Source organism: Gardnerella sp. KA01001 (genome assembly GCF_049244025.1).
GTDB classification, from domain to species: domain Bacteria; phylum Actinomycetota; class Actinomycetes; order Actinomycetales; family Bifidobacteriaceae; genus Bifidobacterium; species Bifidobacterium swidsinskii.
Window position 1 is genome coordinate 310241 of sequence record NZ_CP058366.1, and the last position, 19462, is coordinate 329702.

The 19462-nt window shown below is 43.1% G+C and carries 17 protein-coding genes; 3 read left to right on the forward strand and 14 right to left on the reverse strand.

Annotated elements, in window-relative coordinates; translation table 11 throughout:
* Positions 1-34: 34 nt before the first annotated feature.
* Together HXT59_RS01455 and HXT59_RS01460 are read right to left on the reverse strand one after the other, a co-directional pair.
* A complete protein-coding gene (locus HXT59_RS01455; protein ID WP_004110050.1) occupies positions 35-376 on the reverse strand; it encodes a chorismate mutase in 342 nt (113 codons plus the stop codon).
* 5 nt (positions 377-381) lie between these two features.
* The gene (locus HXT59_RS01460) at positions 382-843 is read right to left on the reverse strand and encodes an Lrp/AsnC family transcriptional regulator (RefSeq protein ID WP_004105907.1); all 462 of its coding nucleotides are present in this window, start codon (positions 841-843) and stop codon (positions 382-384) included.
* A 282-nt stretch (positions 844-1125) separates the two neighbouring features.
* On the opposite strand from HXT59_RS01460, the gene HXT59_RS01465 reads away from it, so the two are divergent.
* Positions 1126-2331 (forward strand): pyridoxal phosphate-dependent aminotransferase, encoded by a 1206-nt coding sequence (locus HXT59_RS01465; RefSeq protein WP_421783969.1) that lies wholly within the window; start codon positions 1126-1128, stop codon positions 2329-2331.
* Between the two features lie 96 nt (positions 2332-2427).
* Here the strand turns inward: HXT59_RS01465 and rho are convergent, their stop codons facing one another.
* The 7 genes from rho to gatC all read right to left on the reverse strand — a co-directional run bounded on the left by rho (position 2428) and on the right by gatC (position 11298).
* Positions 2428-4398 (reverse strand): transcription termination factor Rho, encoded by a 1971-nt coding sequence (rho, locus tag HXT59_RS01470; protein ID WP_410310928.1) that lies wholly within the window; start codon positions 4396-4398, stop codon positions 2428-2430.
* A 337-nt stretch (positions 4399-4735) separates the two neighbouring features.
* Positions 4736-6355, reverse strand: coding sequence for an NAD(P)/FAD-dependent oxidoreductase (locus HXT59_RS01475; RefSeq protein ID WP_012913735.1), 1620 nt, complete (start codon positions 6353-6355; stop codon positions 4736-4738).
* A gap of 91 nt (positions 6356-6446) precedes the next feature.
* Entirely contained in the window at positions 6447-6761 is a 315-nt protein-coding gene (locus HXT59_RS01480; protein ID WP_004105898.1) for a DUF2469 domain-containing protein, read from the reverse strand.
* Positions 6761-7669: a GNAT family N-acetyltransferase gene (locus HXT59_RS01485; RefSeq protein WP_012913734.1), complete on the reverse strand. Its 909-nt coding sequence runs from the start codon at positions 7667-7669 to the stop codon at positions 6761-6763. The genes HXT59_RS01480 and HXT59_RS01485 overlap by 1 nt, the downstream gene beginning before the upstream one ends.
* 256 nt (positions 7670-7925) lie before the next feature.
* Complete coding sequence (gatB, locus tag HXT59_RS01490) at positions 7926-9425, reverse strand: Asp-tRNA(Asn)/Glu-tRNA(Gln) amidotransferase subunit GatB (RefSeq protein ID WP_012913733.1); 1500 nt, start codon at positions 9423-9425, stop codon at positions 7926-7928.
* Between the two features lie 32 nt (positions 9426-9457).
* Positions 9458-10999 carry an Asp-tRNA(Asn)/Glu-tRNA(Gln) amidotransferase subunit GatA gene (gene gatA / locus HXT59_RS01495; RefSeq protein WP_012913732.1) on the reverse strand — a complete coding sequence of 514 codons (1542 nt, stop codon included), beginning with the start codon at positions 10997-10999 and terminating at the stop codon, positions 9458-9460.
* A gap of 2 nt (positions 11000-11001) precedes the next feature.
* Positions 11002-11298: an Asp-tRNA(Asn)/Glu-tRNA(Gln) amidotransferase subunit GatC gene (gene gatC, locus HXT59_RS01500; RefSeq protein ID WP_004114131.1), complete on the reverse strand. Its 297-nt coding sequence runs from the start codon at positions 11296-11298 to the stop codon at positions 11002-11004.
* Positions 11299-11794: 496 nt separating this feature from the next.
* On the opposite strand from gatC, the gene HXT59_RS01505 reads away from it, so the two are divergent.
* Positions 11795-13345: a thiol-activated cytolysin family protein gene (locus HXT59_RS01505; protein WP_012913731.1), complete on the forward strand. Its 1551-nt coding sequence runs from the start codon at positions 11795-11797 to the stop codon at positions 13343-13345.
* Between the two features lie 193 nt (positions 13346-13538).
* On the forward strand, positions 13539-13850 hold the full coding sequence (locus tag HXT59_RS01510; protein WP_219705556.1) for a hypothetical protein: 312 nt from the start codon (positions 13539-13541) through the stop codon (positions 13848-13850).
* A gap of 408 nt (positions 13851-14258) precedes the next feature.
* On the opposite strand, the gene HXT59_RS01515 is transcribed toward HXT59_RS01510, so the two are convergent.
* From HXT59_RS01515 to rmuC, 5 genes are all read right to left on the reverse strand, one after another.
* Complete coding sequence (locus HXT59_RS01515; RefSeq protein WP_076002565.1) at positions 14259-15248, reverse strand: ABC transporter permease subunit; 990 nt, start codon at positions 15246-15248, stop codon at positions 14259-14261.
* Positions 15245-16237 carry an ATP-binding cassette domain-containing protein gene (locus HXT59_RS01520; protein ID WP_288231411.1) on the reverse strand — a complete coding sequence of 331 codons (993 nt, stop codon included), beginning with the start codon at positions 16235-16237 and terminating at the stop codon, positions 15245-15247. The genes HXT59_RS01515 and HXT59_RS01520 overlap by 4 nt, the downstream gene beginning before the upstream one ends.
* A 161-nt stretch (positions 16238-16398) precedes the next feature.
* Positions 16399-17205, reverse strand: a complete 807-nt coding sequence (locus tag HXT59_RS01525) for a TrmH family RNA methyltransferase (protein ID WP_288231412.1) — start codon at positions 17203-17205, stop codon at positions 16399-16401.
* A gap of 57 nt (positions 17206-17262) precedes the next feature.
* On the reverse strand, positions 17263-18030 hold the full coding sequence (locus HXT59_RS01530; RefSeq protein WP_012913729.1) for a hypothetical protein: 768 nt from the start codon (positions 18028-18030) through the stop codon (positions 17263-17265).
* A gap of 57 nt (positions 18031-18087) precedes the next feature.
* Positions 18088-19428: a DNA recombination protein RmuC gene (gene rmuC / locus HXT59_RS01535; RefSeq protein ID WP_004105862.1), complete on the reverse strand. Its 1341-nt coding sequence runs from the start codon at positions 19426-19428 to the stop codon at positions 18088-18090.
* Positions 19429-19462 lie beyond the last annotated feature (34 nt).

The window sequence follows — 19462 nt, forward strand, 5'->3', positions numbered from 1 at the left end:
TTCAACGCAATTAAAATAACAGAAATATCTAATCTCAAGACTGCATTTGCTGATGACGTTTCTTAGCCTCAGTAACAACAAACTCGTGATATTTCAACGCAATCGAAGAATCTAATCCGGCATTTTCCGCAATATTTAGCAAACTTTCTATTTGCTGCTGCTCTCTTTTAGAATCCTCAGGAGCAAATCCAGCTTCAGCCTTCAACTCACCAATTCGTTTCGTAGTTTTAAACCGCTCAGCAAGCAGCGCAATTATTGCATTATCAAAATTATCAACAGATTGACGCAACACAATAATCTCTTCGGCAGCAACTTTGCAACATGTCGTAAGAGATGTATCGCGCGCGTCAACCGTTGTTTCAGAAAAATCACACATATTATTTAATCGAAATATGTTTGCAGAACCATAGTTGTTTCTGTACTGACAGGGACTATGCGATGAATGGTATTAATAAGTTCTTCCAATTTGCTTGGCGTAGCAACACGCACTACCAGCATAAAACTTGGACTACCAGTAATCGAATAGCAAGCTTCAATACCAGAAATATCACGCAATTTGTTAGGTATTGTAGCTTCCTGCCCAAAATCAAGTGGCGTGACAGACACAAATGCGCTTACAGGTAAACCACGACGCTCATAATCAATTAACGCGCGATAACCAGTAATAACACCTTTACGCTCAAGCTTTTGCACTCGAGATTGAACTGCAGAAACAGACAAACCCGAAGCCTTCGCCAAACGAGTTAACGTCGCTCGACCATCATGTTCGAGAATATCAACAATGATTGCATCAGTTGAATCCATAGCTATACTAGTTTCAGCTTTATGAGGATTTCCAGCCATACGTCCTCCATTCTCCAGTCGACGCTGAATTGAGAATCTAAAACGAATCTATGTAGCGCCACATTGCAGTCTCTTTCATGGTACAGTATTTTTTACAGAAAAAGAACAAATTTATTCAAAAAATAATAAAAAATACAAATTATTACGTTAAAAATAATTTTTTCTTTTAACATCAGCCGTAATAGTGTTGTACAATTCGCATAATAAGCGTATAAACGAAACCTATAACCTTTAAAGATTATTCTTATAAAATCAAAACCAACAATCAAAAAGGAGCACAGCATGGCAAAAGTAGCGAAACATGCAATTTCAATACCTCGTTCAGGTATTAGAGATGTATTTGACCGTGTAGAACAAATACCAGACGCTATTTCACTATGCCTAGGAGAACCAGGCGAAACTGCTTCCTCACACATTGTTGAAGCCGCGTGCAACTCATTACGAGAGGGAAAAACAAAATACACAGACGTTTTAGGCATACCAGAATTCCGCGAGGCAGCTGCAAATTATACGAATAGAGTAAAAGGTTTAAACTACAACGCAGACACAGAAATTCAAGCCGTTGACGGCGCTACTATTGGATTATATTTAGCTATTAAATCAGTAATAGATCCGGGAGATGAGGTTATTATTCCATCTCCATACTTCACATCATACGATGCAGAAGTGCTAATGTGCGAAGGAATTCCAGTAACTGTAGCCCTAAAGCCAGAACATGGAATGCATATTAATGCAGCAGAAATACGCAAAGCTATATCGCCACGCACTAAAGCCATCATTATCAATTCTCCATGCAACCCAACCGGTGCTGTAACAACCGCAGAAGAACTCGAAGAAGTTGCAAAATTATGCCAAGAATTTAATCTTTGGGTAATTTCTGACGAAGTCTACCATCCATTCGTATTCGCAAGCAATCCAGAAACTGAACCTTGCGGAAATGCTGTAGCACCATCTATTGCAGCAGCTGAAGGAATGCACGAACGAACCATTATTGTAGAAAGTTTATCGAAAACTTACGCAATGACAGGCTGGAGAATTGGATATATTCTTGCACCAAGCCGAGTTATTGAGCAAACCAGCAAAATTGCAGAAATGATGCATTCTTCTGTAAATTCTACCGCACAGTATGGCGGCGTAGCTGCATTAACAGGTCCGCAAGATCACGTGCGCGAAATGAGAGAAGAATATCGCGCAAAACGTCAGCTTGTTATAGACGGATTGGCAAATTGCAATGCATTGCGTCTTATAGAGCCTCAAGGTGCATTCTACGTTTTTGTTAACGTTCGACCAACTGGTTTAAGTTCAGAAGAATTTAGCAAAAAACTTTTAGATGAAGAAAAAGTTGCTGTTGTGCCAGGAGAAGCCTTTGGCGCAGAAGGAAGCGGATTCGTGCGACTATCTTACGCTGGAAAAGCAGAAGAACTTAAAGAATGCGTAGCGCGCATAAGCAAATTTGCACTTGCGCAACAAGCTTTACATGCTGCATAAAATATTAGTTATTAATAAATATAAATATAAATAAAATTATTGCCCCTTGATAGGTAATCCAAAGGGCAATAATTTTAATTCCTTACGAAATAAGAACTACGCAATAGTCGTAGAAGAAGAATTATTCGTAGCAGTGCCAGTTTGTTGAGTTATAGCAGCTAAGAAATCACGGTTTGAAGCAGTTTTCTTCAATCGAGGAATCAAAGTCTGATACGCTTGCTCTGCCTCAAGACCACCAAAGAGACGGCGCAAACGATAAATAACTGGCAAATCTGCAGCTGGAGTAATTAACTCCTCACGACGAGTTCCAGAGGCATTAATATCTACTGCTGGGAAGAGACGCTTATCAGCCAAATCTCTACTCAAGCGCAATTCCATATTTCCAGTGCCCTTAAACTCTTCGAAGATTACTTCATCCATCTTAGAGCCGGTTTCAACCAATGCAGAAGAAATAATAGTCAAAGAGCCGCCATCTTCAATATTTCGAGCAGCACCGAAGAACTTCTTTGGTGGGTACAACGCCTGAGCATCAACACCACCGGAAAGAATACGACCAGAAGTAGGAGCAGCAATATTGTAGGCTCTAGCTAAACGAGTCATAGAATCAAGCAAAACCACAACATCCTGACCAAGCTCAACCAAACGCTTAGCACGCTCAATAGCAAGCTCAGCAACAGTAGTGTGATCCGTTGCAGGACGATCGAATGTAGAAGAAATCACTTCGCCTTGCACAGTGCGTTCCATATCGGTAACTTCTTCTGGACGCTCATCGACAAGCACAACCATAAGATGCACTTCAGGATTATTTGTAGTAATTGCATTTGCAATATTCTGAAGAGTAATAGTTTTACCAGCCTTTGGTGGCGACACAATCAAACCGCGCTGACCTTTACCAATTGGGGCAACTAAATCAATGACACGTCCCAACATGCGATTAGGAGTAGTTTCTTGCTTTAAACGCTCCTGCGGATATAACGGCGTCAACTTAGCAAATTGCGGTCGAGACTGAGCTTCTTCAACGCTCATGCCATTAATGCTATTAACAGTTTGCAACGGAACAAACTTCTGACGCTGATTCCTGCGATCACCCTCGCGAGGAGCACGAATGGAGCCTTGAACTGCATCACCCTTGCGTAAACCATATTTTTTAATTTGGCTCATTGAAACATACACATCGTTAGGACCAGGCAAATAACCAGAAGTGCGCACAAATGCGTAAGATTCTAAGACATCAACAATTCCGGCTACTGGTACGAGCTCTTCCTGAGGCTCTTCACGGCGAGTCTCGCGTAAATCATGTTCTTCACGAGAGTCACGTGCATCACGCGCATCGCGATCAAGACGAACATTGCGATCATTACGATCTTGACGTTCTCCACGCTCAGCACGACGTTCATCACGATCGTCACGTTCTACTCGATCCATGCGTTCTGAACGATTCTGTCGATCTGAATAATCTGAACGAGACTCATCGTAATCACGCGCACGACCGCGCATACGACGCTGGAAACGATCAGCACGATTTTGCTGTTCTTCTCTATCAAAGTCACGAGAAGCTACACGCTGACGACGCTGCTCACCCTCTGCGTGAGAATCTTCACCAGGTAATGTTGCCAAAATTTGATCCAACTCATGCGAATCCATCCCATCTTCTCTACGATCGCGATTATCATTACGATCTTCTGAGGAACGACGACGCTGGAATGTATTATTACGATTCGCATCGCGTCGATAATTTTTATTCCCAAAATCTTCTTCGTCTCTATATCGACGATCTGAAGCAGCATTGGGAACCAAAACTTCTAACGCTTCTAAATCACTATTGTCTTTCGATGACCTAACATCTTCTATATCCGTACTAGTATCTGCAGTTTTATTAGCATTCACAACATCACGAGGAACACGCACACTTACACCTGCAGGCGCTTCTCCCCCATTACGAGCAGCCGTCAGTGTAGCCACCAACTCAGGCTTACGCATTGTAGATGTACCACGCAAACCCATTTGTTTCGCAAGATCTTTCAATTCTGAAAGCTTCATTTTTTCAAGATTCTGGCCTGTTGCCACAATTTTACCTTTCCTTAACTCGCACGGAATAGAGACCCGGCAAGTCTTTACATGGAAGATTACGGAAAAATCCGTCACGAACTCGTTGCTATTTCATAACAATTCATATGTACATAACAACGAACATTATGTATGCTACTACAGCTATACGACGCTGTACAATGCGACGCGCCATAGTATTTAGTATTTTATTGCAATTTCTATAAAGCCTTTAAAGAGCTACTCACATAAACAAAAAGCGCCAATAACCTGGGTAACACCCAGTATTATTGACGCTATATCGCTAAATTATTTGCGCTTTAAAATCAAACGCTCAAATTTATACGAGAATTAATTACTACTTCTTTTCGTGATACGACTTTTCAGTATTAACAGACCACACGTTCTTCTTAGAAGTTTCTCCAGTTCGGATATCTTCTACAGCCTCAATAGCAGTTGCCATTGAATGATCTTGGTTATTATAACGATGCTGTCCATTACGACCAACACAATACAAATTACCAAAGCCATCAAGATAATCAATCAATTCAGGCATCTGAGCGTATGTGTCAAAGTAAGCAGGATATGCCTTTGGAACTCGCTCACGGTGAGAATCAAGAACATCTTCCTCACCATTGATAACCTGCATACGAGTCAACTCGTCAATAGCCATCTTGCGAGCATCATCATCACTCATATTCCAGAAGTCGTCGCCTTCGTCGCAGAAGTACTCAAGACCAATCCAAACAGTGTTATCAACATCCTTAACGAGATATGGGCTCCAGTTGTTGAAGATTTGCAAACGTCCGACTTTATATCCAGGATCCTGCACGTAAATCCAGCAATCAGGAACAATAGGAGGATTACCAAGCGTTGGAATAGTGGTAGTATTACGCAGACGCACGCGCTTAACAAGCAAGCCTACAGTCACAAAATCGCGATAAGGCAAACCTTTGGCAACGCGTTGCATTTCTGCTGGAACTTCAGCCTTTTCGTCACCATTTGCACCCTGCTCAAGAGCAGCTACCAAATCCTTAATTGGCATAGAAGATATAAACTGGTCGGCGTGCAATTCTGAACGCTCTCCATTTGCATCTTCAACTACAACACTGGAAATCTTTCCGTCTGCTTGCTTAATAGCAACTACCTTTGCGTCTGTGCGCACAGTAGCACCGTTTTCGCGGCAACGACGCTCAACCGTTTCCCACAACTGACCAGGACCAAGCTTTGGATACCAGAATTCCTCAATTAATGAGGTTTCTACTTCCTTTTCCTTGCCTTTTTTCTTAGGGAAAAGCTTGGAAAAAGCGTTCTTCAACACTTCCACAATGCTCAAACCCTTAACACGCTGAGCACCCCAATCGGCAGAAATCTGGCTTGGATGCCTACCCCAAAGCTTCTCTGTATAGCCCTCAAAGAACATGGAATAAAGTTTCTTGCCGAAACGATTAATGTAGAAATTCTCAAGATTAGTTTCTGGCAACTTGTGAATCATAGACCACAAATAGCTGAAGCCAACCTTCATAGTCAAGATAAAGCCCATAGAACGCAAGGTTGCTGCAGAAAGAGAAATTGGATAATCAAAGAAATGATGATTCCAGAAAATACGAGAAACGCGATGACGCTTCAACATCACTTCATCTTCAACTTCAGGATCAGGTCCACCTGCTTCCAAATCATGATGACGACCAAGCTTTTTATCATCATATGAAGGCGCACCCTGGAGAGGTAGCATTTCACGCCACCACTGCATAATACGGTCATCTTTTGAGAAGAAACGATGACCGCCAATATCCATACGATTGCCGTTATACTTCACAGTACGCGAAATGCCACCAAACTCACGCGTGGCTTCGAGCACTGTTACGTCGTAGCGGCTAGATCCGCCATCCTTAACGAGTTCCCAGGCTGCCGTCAACCCTGCCGGACCACCACCAATAATTACCACAGATTCCTTTGGGGATTGTGTATCCGTCACTTGTCCTCCATCTTAATACATCAAATTTTTACGAAAACACTTTGCGTGCTAGGTAAGCAATTCCTATACATCCTTATTGAGCATACGCGCATCACGCGATAGATTCAGGAATGTCAATGTCTGTTTTTTGTACTTCTTCAACATTTACATCTTTAAAAGTTACTATTCGTACATTTTTAACAAAACGCGAAGGGCGGTAAACATCCCATACCCAAGCGTCCGTAAGTTGAACATCAAAATAAACATCCTGACCTGCTGAACGCACATTAAAATCGACTTTATTGGCTAAATAAAATCGTCGCTCTGTTTCTACAACATAAGTAAAAAGCTTAATAACATCACGGTATTCTTTGTATAACGCAAGTTCTGCATCGGTTTCATAGTTGTCGAGATCTTCGGCGCTCATTACTTACCTTCCGTATTACGTTTGCGTCCACGACCTATAATGCGCCACCAAGCTTTTTTTGATGAACTTCCTTCAGAGACGTTTACATTGTACGGCCATGCTTCATCAAGATTATCACGATGCACAGGTATAGCCACAGAATGTTCATGCGCACTCAAAGCTTCAATTACACCAGGATTTTCTTCAATAACGTGTAACCCAAAAGCATCTAGCGAGCGAATAGCATCATATTCATCTACAAGAGTGTCCATTACAACAAAATCTTGATATTTTTGATTCTGGGCATCCCATAATGCATCGCGCGCAGTGCCTGTTTTTACAAAGCCAAGCGATTGATACACCGAAAGCGAACGAGTATTAGTTGCCGGAACTCCCACCCAAATTCTATGCAACCCTAGACCAGTCGGCTCTGATGCAAAAGCATAAGTCATCACTCTAGGCATCGCATCGCGCGAATAGCCTCTTCCTCGATAATTTTTGCCTAAAACAACTTGAATTCGAGCACTGCGAGACCATCCGTCAATATCTATAAGGAAAATCATGCCAATAATGTCGCCGGAAGCGTTATTTGAATCATCCAAAACATCAGGAACAATCGCCCACGCAATAGTGTGACGCAATTGAACATCGCCAGCAAAACGACAAGATTCAGAAGGATTTTCGCCAATAAGACTATCTTTAGTCCATTGCATAGAGCTTTCAACCCACGAATGAACCATAGAACGCTCTGAATTAGCATCCTTTCCAGTAATAACTGCAGCACCATCAAATGCGCACAAATCATCCATTCTTTGCAAATCATTGCACGTAGCTGGACGAAGGTGCGCCATCTCTCCACGAATTTGAGGAATTACTATAGATTTTGGTAACTCGCGAGAGTTAATAACACCATCATTGGTTTGTTGCATAGTCACCTACTTGTATTGTGCCTTTGAGAATTAAGCCCTTCGCATAATTCTCATGTCGCATAATATATGATAATCCCGAAGACGAAAAATGCCTCGCAATGTTGATAAATAGTAAATTCTGCGCACCTGCTACACAAACAAATCTGATTTGAGCATGCAGCAAGTACGCAGCACTTACTTTTGAATATTGATTACGCTTTTACGTTTATACATTAGCGTTATCAAACATTAAATTTTTCAGCCTTTACGGCACTTTTCAGCCTTTGATTTTTGCCATCACAATCTTAGTAACAGCCTTAGCATCAGCCTGACCTTTAGTCGCACGCATAACAGCGCCAATAATTGCACCCATCGGCTTCATGTTTCCAGACTTAAGCTTTTCGGCAACTTCAGGATCGGCTGCAAGAGCAGCGTCAACAGCAGCTTCCAAAGCACCGTCGTCGTTCATAACCTTGAATCCGTGCTTCTTAACAACTTCATCAGGCTTACCCTCGCCAGCCAAAACGCATGCAACAGTTTGCTTAGCGAGCTTATCGTTAAGATTGCCGCTTGCAATTAGCTTTTCAACTTGCGCAACGTCTTGTGGAGTAATAGGCAATTCTTCCAAAGTTACGCCACGAGTGTTTGCTTCGCGAGCAAGCTCACCAAGCCACCACTTTTTAGCACCAGCTGCAGTTGCTCCAGCCTTAACGGTTTCTTCAACCAAATCAAGAGCATCCGCGTTAAGAATATCGCGCATTTCAAGATCGCTAATACCCCATTCGCTTTGCAAGCGGTTGCGGCGCTCGCGAGGCATTTCTGGCATTTGTGCCTTCATGCGCTCAATATGCTCTTTAGTAATGTGAAGCATAACCAAATCTGGGTCTGGGAAGTAGCGATAATCGTCGGCGTCAGACTTTACGCGGCCGCCAGCAGTAGTCTGAGTTGCCTCATCCCAGTGACGTGTCTCTTGCAAAATCTCGCCGCCTTCGCTCAAAATAGCAGCCTGACGGCGAATCTCATATTGCAGCGTCTTTTCAATACCGCGGAATGTGTTCACATTCTTAGTTTCAGAACGTGTGCCGAACGAATCGGTTGGCTTTCTGCGAAGCGAAACGTTTACGTCTGCGCGCATATTGCCCTGCTCCATGCGAGCGTGGGAGATGTTGAGAGCGCGAACAATATCGCGAATAGCGCGCATGTATGCGCCTGCGATTTCTGGAGCGCGGCTGCCAGCACCTTCGATTGGCTTAGTTACAATCTCGATTAAAGGCACGCCTGCGCGATTGTAATCAACCAAAGAATGATTTGCACCTTCGATTCGGCCATCTGCGCCGCCAACGTGAGTATTCTTGCCAGCGTCATCCTCAATGTGAGCGCGCTCAATCGGAACGCGGAACACAGTGCCATCTTCCAGCTCAACATCCAAGTAGCCGTTGCCATTAGTAGGCTTATCGTACTGGGAAATCTGGTAATCGCGAGGCATATCTGGGTAGAAGTAGTTCTTACGAGCGAACTGGCTCCACTCAGCAATCTCGCAATGTAACGCTAAGCCAAGCTTAATCGCGTAATCAACTGCAGTCTTGTTTACAACTGGCAAAGAGCCTGGCAAACCAAGGCTTACAGGTGTTAGCTGAGTGTTTGGTTCGCCGCCAAAAGATACTTCTGCTGGGCAGAACAGCTTCGTACGAGTGCTAAGCTCAACGTGAGTTTCCAAGCCGAAAACTGGGTCAAATTGCTCCACAGCATCGGCGTATTTCATAAGTTTTTCAGCCATGAGAATCCTTCTTACTTAAGCTTTATTTCACTTTACTTAGCCAATGAATCGAGCCAACCAGCTTTAAGCGACTTCCAGATTGGGCCGCTCCACTTTTCTTCGAGCGCTGCTTCCAACGCTGCTGCAGGCTTGTACATCTTTTCATCATGGCATTGCGGAGCAATAATCTGAATACCAACAGGCAGACCATCGTCGCTTAAGCCAGCTGGGAGGCTCAAAGCTGGAACGCCAGCCATGTTTGCAGGAATCGTAGCAATATCGTTCATATACATAGAAAGTGGATCGTCCATCTTCTCACCAAACTTAAATGCCGTTGTAGGGCTTGTTGGAGAAATAAGAACATCTACTTTCTTAAACGCTTCTTCGAAATCGCGAATAATAAGCGTACGAACTTTCTGTGCAGAACCATACCAAGCATCATAATAGCCAGCGGAAAGCGCGTAAGTACCGAGAATAATACGGCGCTTTACTTCGTCACCGAAACCAGCTTCACGAGTTGCGGCCATCATATTTGCAGCAGTCTGAGGCTTGTCTGCTGGCGGCATTACGCGCAAACCGTAGCGCATGCCGTCGTAACGAGCCAAATTAGAGCTAACTTCTGAAGGCATAATAATGTAGTAAGCAGCCAAAGAGTAAGGGAAATGAGGGCAAGAGACTTCTGTTACTTCTGCACCCATATCCTTAAGCAATTGCACAGCTTCATTAAAGCGTGCTTCAACTCCCGGCTGGAATCCGTCGCCACTAAGCTCTTTAACTAAACCAACCTTCAAGCCCTTCAAATCACGGCGAGCACCCTCACGAGCAGCTTGAGCCATTGGAGGAACAGGAGCTGGAATAGAAGTAGAATCGCGCCTATCGTTACCACCGATAATTTCCTGCAAAAGCGCAGAATCAAGAACGGTACGAGAAACAGGTCCAATCTGATCCAAGGAGCTTGCCATGGCAATTGCGCCAAAACGGCTAACTCCGCCGTAAGTTGGCTTTGCGCCGACTGTACCAGTTAAAGCGCCTGGCTGGCGAATGGAGCCACCAGTATCTGTACCCAAAGCAATAGGAGCCTCAAATGCAGCAACAGCAGCTGCAGAACCGCCGCCAGAACCGCCAGGAACGCGCTCAGTATCCCAAGGGTTGCAAGTGGTTTGGTAAGCGGAATGCTCGGTAGAAGAACCTTGAGCAAACTCATCCAAATTAGTCTTGCCAAGAATTGGCATGCCAGCTGCCTTGAGCTTTTCAATAACAGTAGCATCGTAAGGTGGAACCCAGCCTTCAAGAATCTTAGAGGCTGCAGTAGTAGGAATGCCCTTAGTAACAATCATGTCTTTAATGGCAATTGGAACGCCTGCAAGCTCAGGTAAGCCTTCAGCTTCGCCATTAGCATTCTTTTTATCAAAGGCATCTGCTTGTTCAAGTGCAACATCTGCAGAAACATGCAAGAATGCTTTGATTTCTGGCTCGGCTGCTTCGATTACTGCCAAGTGAGCTTCAACAAGCTCGCGGCTAGAAACTTCTTTAGCTTTTACAGCTTTTGCCATATCGGCAGCAGAAAGCTTTACTAAATCTTGAGTATTAGTCATGTTTATTCCTCCCCCAAAATTCGAGGTGCTACAAACATGCCAGACTCACTTCTAGGAGCGCCAGAAAGCGCTTCTTCTTGAGTCAATGGCGTAGCAGGCTCGTCTGGGCGCAAATACGCTTCAAGAGGTACTGGATTTGCAGTAGGTGGCACATCTTCGCCAGCAACTTCCTGCACTTTGTTAATAGATTCTGCAATGACGTTTAATTCGCCTTGCAAGCGACTGATTTCTTCGTCGCTAAGCGCAATCTGGGATAGAACGCCCAAATGCTCAATTTCTTCGCGTGTGAATGTAGGCATAACCTCAACTATATGTGTGATACGTGACCTTCGTTAGTAGAAAAAAGCAATGTGGATAAAAGCTTTATGAGAATTATTTGTTAATTATTTTGTTTTATTGAGAAAGTACTACGAATTAATTTTTTAAGACTGAAGCAATTAAAAATTGCGCATGTGTAACACTAAATAATACTTGCACAAATATTTTGCATATATTTTCACAAAATTATCACGAATCAAAATACGTAAAATCCGTTCATTTTATCTATCAACACGCCGAAACGACAAAACTGACGTAACAAAAAAGTGTTGGTATTTCAGCATTATTTAAACTTTTGTTTGAAACTTAAAAAATTATTTTAAACAATTATCGCATAAATAAAAAGTGTGTAATAATCGTGTGATGTGAGAAGCTGAAGCTGATGCACTGAAGCATATATGCACTGAAGCACGTATTTGCAGCATCTCACTGAAAAAATAATTTGAAATAAAATCTAATAAAAATCGAAGGATACATATGAAGAGCACAAAGTTCTACCGTAATGCAGCAATGTTGTTGCTCGCGGGCGCGACTATTATTCCACAATGCTTAGCAGTTCCAGCAATGGCAGATTCTTCTGCAAAGCCTTCTGCACCAGCTGCATCTTGTGCAGCTAGCAAGGACTCGCTGAACAACTACTTGTGGGATTTGCATTACGATAAAACGAATATTCTCGCACGTCACGGCGAAACAATTAACAATAAATTCTCTAGCGATAGCTTCAACAATAACGGTGAATTCGTTGTTGTTGAGCACCAGAAGAAGAACATCACAAATACAACATCAAACTTGTCGGTAACTTCGGCCAACAATGATCGCGTATATCCGGGTGCATTATTCCGCGCTGACCAGAATTTGATGGATAACATGCCAAGCTTGATTTCAGCAAATCGTGCTCCATTAACTTTGAGTATTGATTTGCCAGGCTTCCATGGCGGCGAGAGTGCTGTAACCGTGCAACATCCAACCAAGAGCTCCGTTACTTCAGCAGTTAACGGCTTAGTTTCTAAGTGGAATGCACAATATGCAGCAAGCCATCATGTGGCAGCTCGTATGCAGTATGATTCCGCAAGCGCACAGAGCATGAACCAGCTCAAAGCTAAGTTTGGTGCTGATTTTGCAAAGATTGGCGTACCGCTGAAGATTGATTTCGATGCAGTACACAAGGGTGAGAAGCAGACTCAAATTGTGAACTTCAAGCAAACTTACTACACAGTAAGCGTTGACGCTCCAGATAGCCCAGCAGATTTCTTTGCTCCATGCACTACGCCAGAAAGCTTGAAGAACCGTGGCGTTGACAGCAAACGCCCACCAGTTTACGTATCAAACGTAGCTTATGGTCGCTCAATGTATGTAAAGTTCGATACCACCAGCAAGAGCACTGATTTCCAGGCTGCAGTAGAAGCAGCAATTAAGGGCGTAGACATCAAGCCAAACACCGAATTCCATCGCATTCTCCAGAATACCTCTGTTACTGCAGTGATTCTCGGCGGCAGCGCTAACGGTGCAGCAAAGGTTATTACCGGCAATATCGATACGCTAAAGGCTTTGATTCAGGAAGGTGCAAATTTGAGCACCTCTAGCCCAGCTGTTCCAATCGCTTACACTACTTCCTTCGTAAAAGATAACGAAGTAGCAACTCTCCAGAGCAACAGCGATTATGTTGAGACTAAGGTTTCTGCTTACCGTGACGGTTATTTGACCTTGGATCATCGTGGGGCTTATGTAGCTCGCTACTACGTCTACTGGGATGAGTACGGCACTGATATCGACGGAACTCCATACGTACGTTCTCGCGCTTGGGAAGGAAACGGCAAGTATCGTACCGCTCACTTCAGCACAACGATTCAGTTCAAGGGCAATGTGCGCAATCTTCGCATTAAGTTGGAAGAAAAGACCGGCTTAGTATGGGAACCATGGCGCACAGTGTACAACCGTACTGATTTGCCGTTGGTTCGCCAGCGCACAATCAAGAACTGGGGTACAACTTTATGGCCTCGCGTCGCTGAAACTGTAAAGAATGACTGAACTCATATTGCAATTGAGCATAAATAAATAAAACTGAAAAAATTAAGGACTTTATCTTGTAGCCAGTTACGAGATAAAGTCCTTAATTTTTTACACAAATAGGGTTTCTATTACATTTTTCGCAGTAGGATTTAGTTATGTTAGAGATACAAAATATATGCAAGTACTATAAAAACAGCAAGTACTCAATAATATTTCTTTTGTAGCAGAAGATAGCAAAGTTACGGGATTTGTTAGACCTAACGGTTCCGAAAAATCAACTGCGCTATATTGCGCATTGGGACTCATAAAAGCCAATGAAGGTGAAGTATTATTCGACGGCGTCCCATACAAAAAGCTTAATTCCCCAATAAAAACAGTCGGCAAAGTATTAGATTTAAAAGCTAATTATAGAAATACTAGTGCTATAAAAAGCTCACATTCGTTACAAAATATTGTAAAATTCCAAAAAGTCGCGTATCGGAGATTATGGATATTGCCGGAATCAGCTCTATGCAAAATATGAAAATCAAAGAAATGTCAACTGGCATGCGCAACCACAACAAATTCAATATGGTCAGCCGTATGCGCAACCTCAGTATGCGCAACCACAACATACTAAGCCTACTACCGAGCTACCATTGCCTGATACTTCATATATTGGACCAGAGTATGCTCATCCTCAATTTGCTAAAAAGAAACAAGATGATCAGGATTCTCAAGAAAATGCACAATGAGCTTAGTGCCAGAATTAGTGCCATCTATTATTGCTATGGTTGCTTGAACCGTTGTGCTATTTGCAGTGAGCACTTTACTTCTAGCAAAAAGAATTAAAACTAGTATCAGCGAATAGTTGCAACAAATAAACCCCGCTCGTTTGCTCAGTAATGATTGCAATCGAACGGAGCTTATTTTTTATTTATACTTACTATGTTTAAATATCGCGATGCTTTTCAATAACGTAGCCAATTGCGTACATGACTACAGCCCAAGCGAGAACCACTAAACCGGACTGCCACCATTCGAAAGCAACATTTACATTTGATGCGAATTTTCCGTTAGAGCTAGAAGAATCACCCAAGAATTGACTTACAGCTGTGGCTGGCAAAAGCTGAGTAAGCACTAAAGTCCATTTAGCAAAACCACTTGAAATCACAATAATGCTAAGAACAGTAGGCAAAATCATCACAGCTCCAATAACGCACATAATTCCGCCAGCAGTTGACTTGCAAATCATGCCGAAACCGTACGCCATTGCTGCCACAACAACCATAATTACAGGAGATCCAAGGAACAGCATAAGAGGTAATTGCCATGTTCTACTTCCAGACAAACCTGAGATATTCTCACCCATAAATGCTAATTCTGCAGCAACTAACGAAACTGCCATTGCAATAAGTTGCACCACAAAAACGTAGATTGCGATTGCAACAAACTTAGCGGTAAAGAACATACCCCTTCGAGGTACAGAAGTAAGCGAAGCTTGAATTGAAGTTGTGGAATGCTCAGCTGTTATAGCAAGCACTGCAAAAATCGCAATAACAATCAAAGATATAGAAGCAAAACTAATAACTAAGTTGAAAATACCTTCTTGAGAAGAAATAAGGCTGCTTTTATCACTCGGCCCCATGGTGACTGCACCGCTTGATTTGCTAGCAGACGCACCCTGTTTAGTAAAGTCAACTTTAGATATTGCTTTTTGCACAATCGCGATAATAAAGCTGAAAACTACAGGCAAAACAATGGCCAATGCCATGCACCACCAAGTGGATGCAAGCCCACGCAACTTAACCATCTCAGATTTAAGAGAGTGCATAAATGTAAGACGTAGGTGCTGAGCGTTCATGCTTCTGCCGGTTTTGTAAGAGTTGCTTGTTGCTTGATCAACAGATTGATTAACAGATTGATTAATTTGCTCACTCATTTTGCGCTTCCTCCATCTGCATATTGCGTTCCAGTCGCAGCAGTAGCATTTGGCAATGCTTTTGTTACGTACTGCTCTTGACCGTGCGTAAGAGCCAAATATGCTTCCTCAAGCGATGCGTGCTCTTGATTTAGCTGGTAAACCATAATTTGATTATCTGCAATTTCGCGAGCAAGTTGATTAAGCTCGCAACCTGTTACCTTAAAAAGTTCGCCCTCTTGAGCGTCTTGAGACGTGCGCTTATCAGGCAAAATCTTGCATTCCGGACGATTTTGAGCGAGCACCGACTTTAGTTTTTCGCCTTCAGGAGTCACTAAACGTATAGCATGCTGAGAATGTGCATTAACAAAATCTTGTACTGTTGTGCGCTCCAAAATTTCGCCATGCGCAATAATCACAAGATTATCTGCAGTAAGCGCGACTTCGCTCATTAAGTGAGAACTAAGTAGTATTGCACGACCTTGACTTGCGTAATACTTGCATAATTCTCGAACCCACTTAACGCCTTCTGGATCCAAGCCGTTAACCGGTTCGTCAAGTATGAGATTGTGCGGATCTGCTAAAAGAGCTGCAGCAATGGAAAGACGCTGACCCATACCAAGCGAGAAGGAACCTGCCTTGCGATTTTTTACACTAGTCAAACCAGTAATATCAATGACTTCATCGACACGTTTCTTTGATATTCCGTGAGTTAAAGCCAGTGAATACAGGTGATTGTAAGCCGTTCGACCTCTGTGGGCAGACTTTGCATCAAGAACTGCTCCCACTTCCGTCATTGGGGATGTGATTTTTGCGTAAGGTTTTCCGTCAATAAGAGAAGTGCCACTATTGGCATGAATAAGATTTAACGCGCAACGCATGGTGGTAGATTTACCAGCGCCATTAGGACCTAAAAAGCCCGTGACTTTACCGTCTTCGGCGACGAAAGAAACGTCGTTAAGCACTGTTTTTGCGCCGAAACGCTTTGTAATATGTTGAAATTCTAACATAAATTAACAATATCACAAATAAAAAAAAAATACACATTAAATGTAAGCGTTTATGAGTACAAGCTACTGCGTTTTAACTAATACTGCTGATGAGATTCTGCTGACAAAATTCTGCTACCGAAATTCTGCTACCGAAATTCTAATTAATATTTTATTAAGATTCAGCAATTTGGCACTGCATGTTGCGCAATCCACGCGTGCATGGAAACAGCTGCAGCTGCTCCCGCGTTTAGTGAGCGAACAGAGCCGAATTGCGAAATATAAACAACGTCATCCGCCATTTGTAACGCTTTTTTAGAAAGACCCGGACCTTCTGCACCAAAAAGCATAAGGCAACGTTTAGGGAACTTGTAGGTTTCCATAGCAACAGCACCTGGAATAATATCGAGCGCTATAACGCGAGCGTTTTTAGCATCTTGTTCCTTGATATTTGCGATTTTTTCGGCTTCTTTATTGCCTTCTGCCTGCGCTTTAAGCAAAAGTTGATGCGCTTCTTCTGCTTCTCGTGCTATATTTTCGCGCCAATTAGTTACTAGAGTTTCAATAGTTGGGCAGCACTCAACGTATTGGTAAAGCTCAGTCATTAACGAGCCTTTACGATTCCATTTATGAGGCCCTACAATATACACTTTTTTCGCTGTAAACGCGTTTGCAGTGCGAACCATAGAGCCTATATTAAAATCGTGAGTCCAATTTTCTACAGCTACTTCAAACTCATGACGACCTTTAGAATCGAGATCCGCTTTTATGGCTTCTACTTTCCAGTATCGGTAGCGGTCTAGAACGTTACGCTGGTCGCCTTCGTCTAGTAATTCAGTGCTAAACCGCGCATCATAATTTGGCGATTCTGGATTATCTGGACGAGGCTCACCTGGATGCTCTTCTTCCCACGGGCCAACTCCTATAGGTCGAAATTCTGGCTCATCGGAAGCTTTTGCAGCCAAAGTAATTGGATTCGGTTCGTGCATGTGTGAGTTTTGCTCCGTTTAATACTTTTGCTTAGTATTGGCAGCTAGTATTTGCAACTAGTCTTGGCAGCCGTCTGTTGCGCAATCTCCTGTGCAACCTGACTTGCAATGACCGCCACAGCAGTTATCTTCACAGCATGGCTCAGTGCAACCATCATGAGCACAATCACCAGTGCATTTAACCTCACAATGACCGCCACAGCAATTGTCGTTGCAGCAATCGTCGTGATCTGCATCTGCACGTAATTCTTCTTCACCGAAAGCTTGAACAAATGCCATTTTAGTACTCTCCTCACTTATTGGATTTACTAATTGAAGATGCCTTGTGCCTTGTTCGTCGGCGTCAACACCACCAATTAATGCAACTATAGCAAGAATTTGCGCGCCTTGCTGATTAACAATACCAAAATCAAGACTTAATTCATTTCCGTGTCGTAAAGTCACAAGCGAAGAAGTTTGAACATACGATTTTTCAGAAAGCCAAGAGTCAAGCAATAATACTCGCTTGCCTTTAACTGACGGACCTTTTGTTGCAGGAAAAACAAAATCCATAACAAAGCCGTCGAGTGCAATTCCTTTACGTTCTGCAGCATGAATAAGCGCAAAAACCATTGGAACTGCAGCAGCAGTTAACGCACCAACAGCGTCAACATCGCGCTCTAACGAATACCCAGCTTTCTCAATTGCGTCAAAAAGAACATCACCAACCAACTTGGAGCCGCGCTGATTAAAAGTAACAGAAAACAGTTCACTAAATGGTTTCGCACTCATATCCGCACAAAGCATGCGCTTAAGTTCCGCACGTTCCTCTTGTAATTCTGCCATTTTGCACTCCTTAGCGTTTAGAGTTGTTCAATTTTTGATGCTTTGATGTTTTTATGCTTAACGATCTTCTACTGATACTTCTGGAGCGCTCAGCTCTTTAACGTCAGCTTTATCGGAATCTATAAGATCTATTGAAGCAATAACTTTACTTTGGTCTAACTTCTGAAGTTTACGCGCTGTTACCAACACTCGCGACTCAAGCGAAGAAGCAAACTTATTGTAAGCTGCAACTGTTCTTGCCAAAGATACGCCAAGTTTTGAAGCATTTTCCCCAAGAACCGCAAAGCGATCATATAATTCTCGAGATAAATCGAAAAGTTCTTTTGCATCATCTGTAAGACTTTGCTGCTGCCATGCGTACGCAACAGACTTAAGCACAGCCCACAAAGTAACTGGTGAAGTAAGTGCTACTTTTTGCGCAAAAGCATCATCCATAAGCGTTGGATCCGCTTCAAGAGCTGCCTGAAGCAACGCTTCGTTTGGAATAAATGCAACTACAAAATCTGGCGCTGTTTCAAAAGCCTGCCAATACGCTTTAGCTCCCAATACTCGCACGTGTTCTCGCAAAGCCTTAGCGTGCGCTTTTAGAAGCTCGCTCCTTCTAGCTAATTCTTCGTCACTTGCGTTATCTGGGATTTCGCAAGCGCGCTGATAATCCGCATACGGAACTTTTGCATCAACTGGAATTGTTTTGCCTCCTGGCAGATGCACAACCATATCCGGCCTCTGCTGTTCGCCATTTACTCCAGTTACAACAACCTGCGTATCAAAATCAACATGCTCAAGCAAGCCTGCAGATTCAACAATATTCTTTAGTTGAGCCTCGCCCCAAGCTCCGCGAACCTTATTATTTCGCAATGCTGCAGAAAGCGAACTCGTTTCGCGGTCAAGCCTTGTTTGCTGCTCACTTAGGCCTTTAAGCTGAGTGCTTAGCACACCCATTTCTTGCTTACGCCCTTCTTCAATCTGCGAAACTTTATTCTTCAATGCTTCGAGATTGTCTTTTACTGGAGCAAGCGCTTCCAAAACTTTACCTTGCTCTTTCAAAGTTTTTTCACGATTTAACCGTTCGCGTTCTTCTCGCTCTGCGCGCAATTGTTCTTCGCGATTCACTCGCAATTGCTCTGCCTGCTGCGCTTTAGCAAGTTCTGCTTCAACAAACTTTAATCGCTCAGCAAGCTGCTCTGCTTGCGTGCGATACCGTATAGCCTGATTGCCATTTTCTTGAGCTTGAGCGCGCGCTTGTTCATACTGCGAGCGCAATTCGTTAAATTCGCGCTGGTTTACGCCATTAGCGCCTTGCGTTCCAGAGTTGTGCTTAACAATAGCCAGCACAACAATGGCGGTTATTACAACAGCAACCACCATTAAAACAAACATCACAATATTATCGAACATACGTTCTATTAAACACTATTGAGTTGACTTTTGA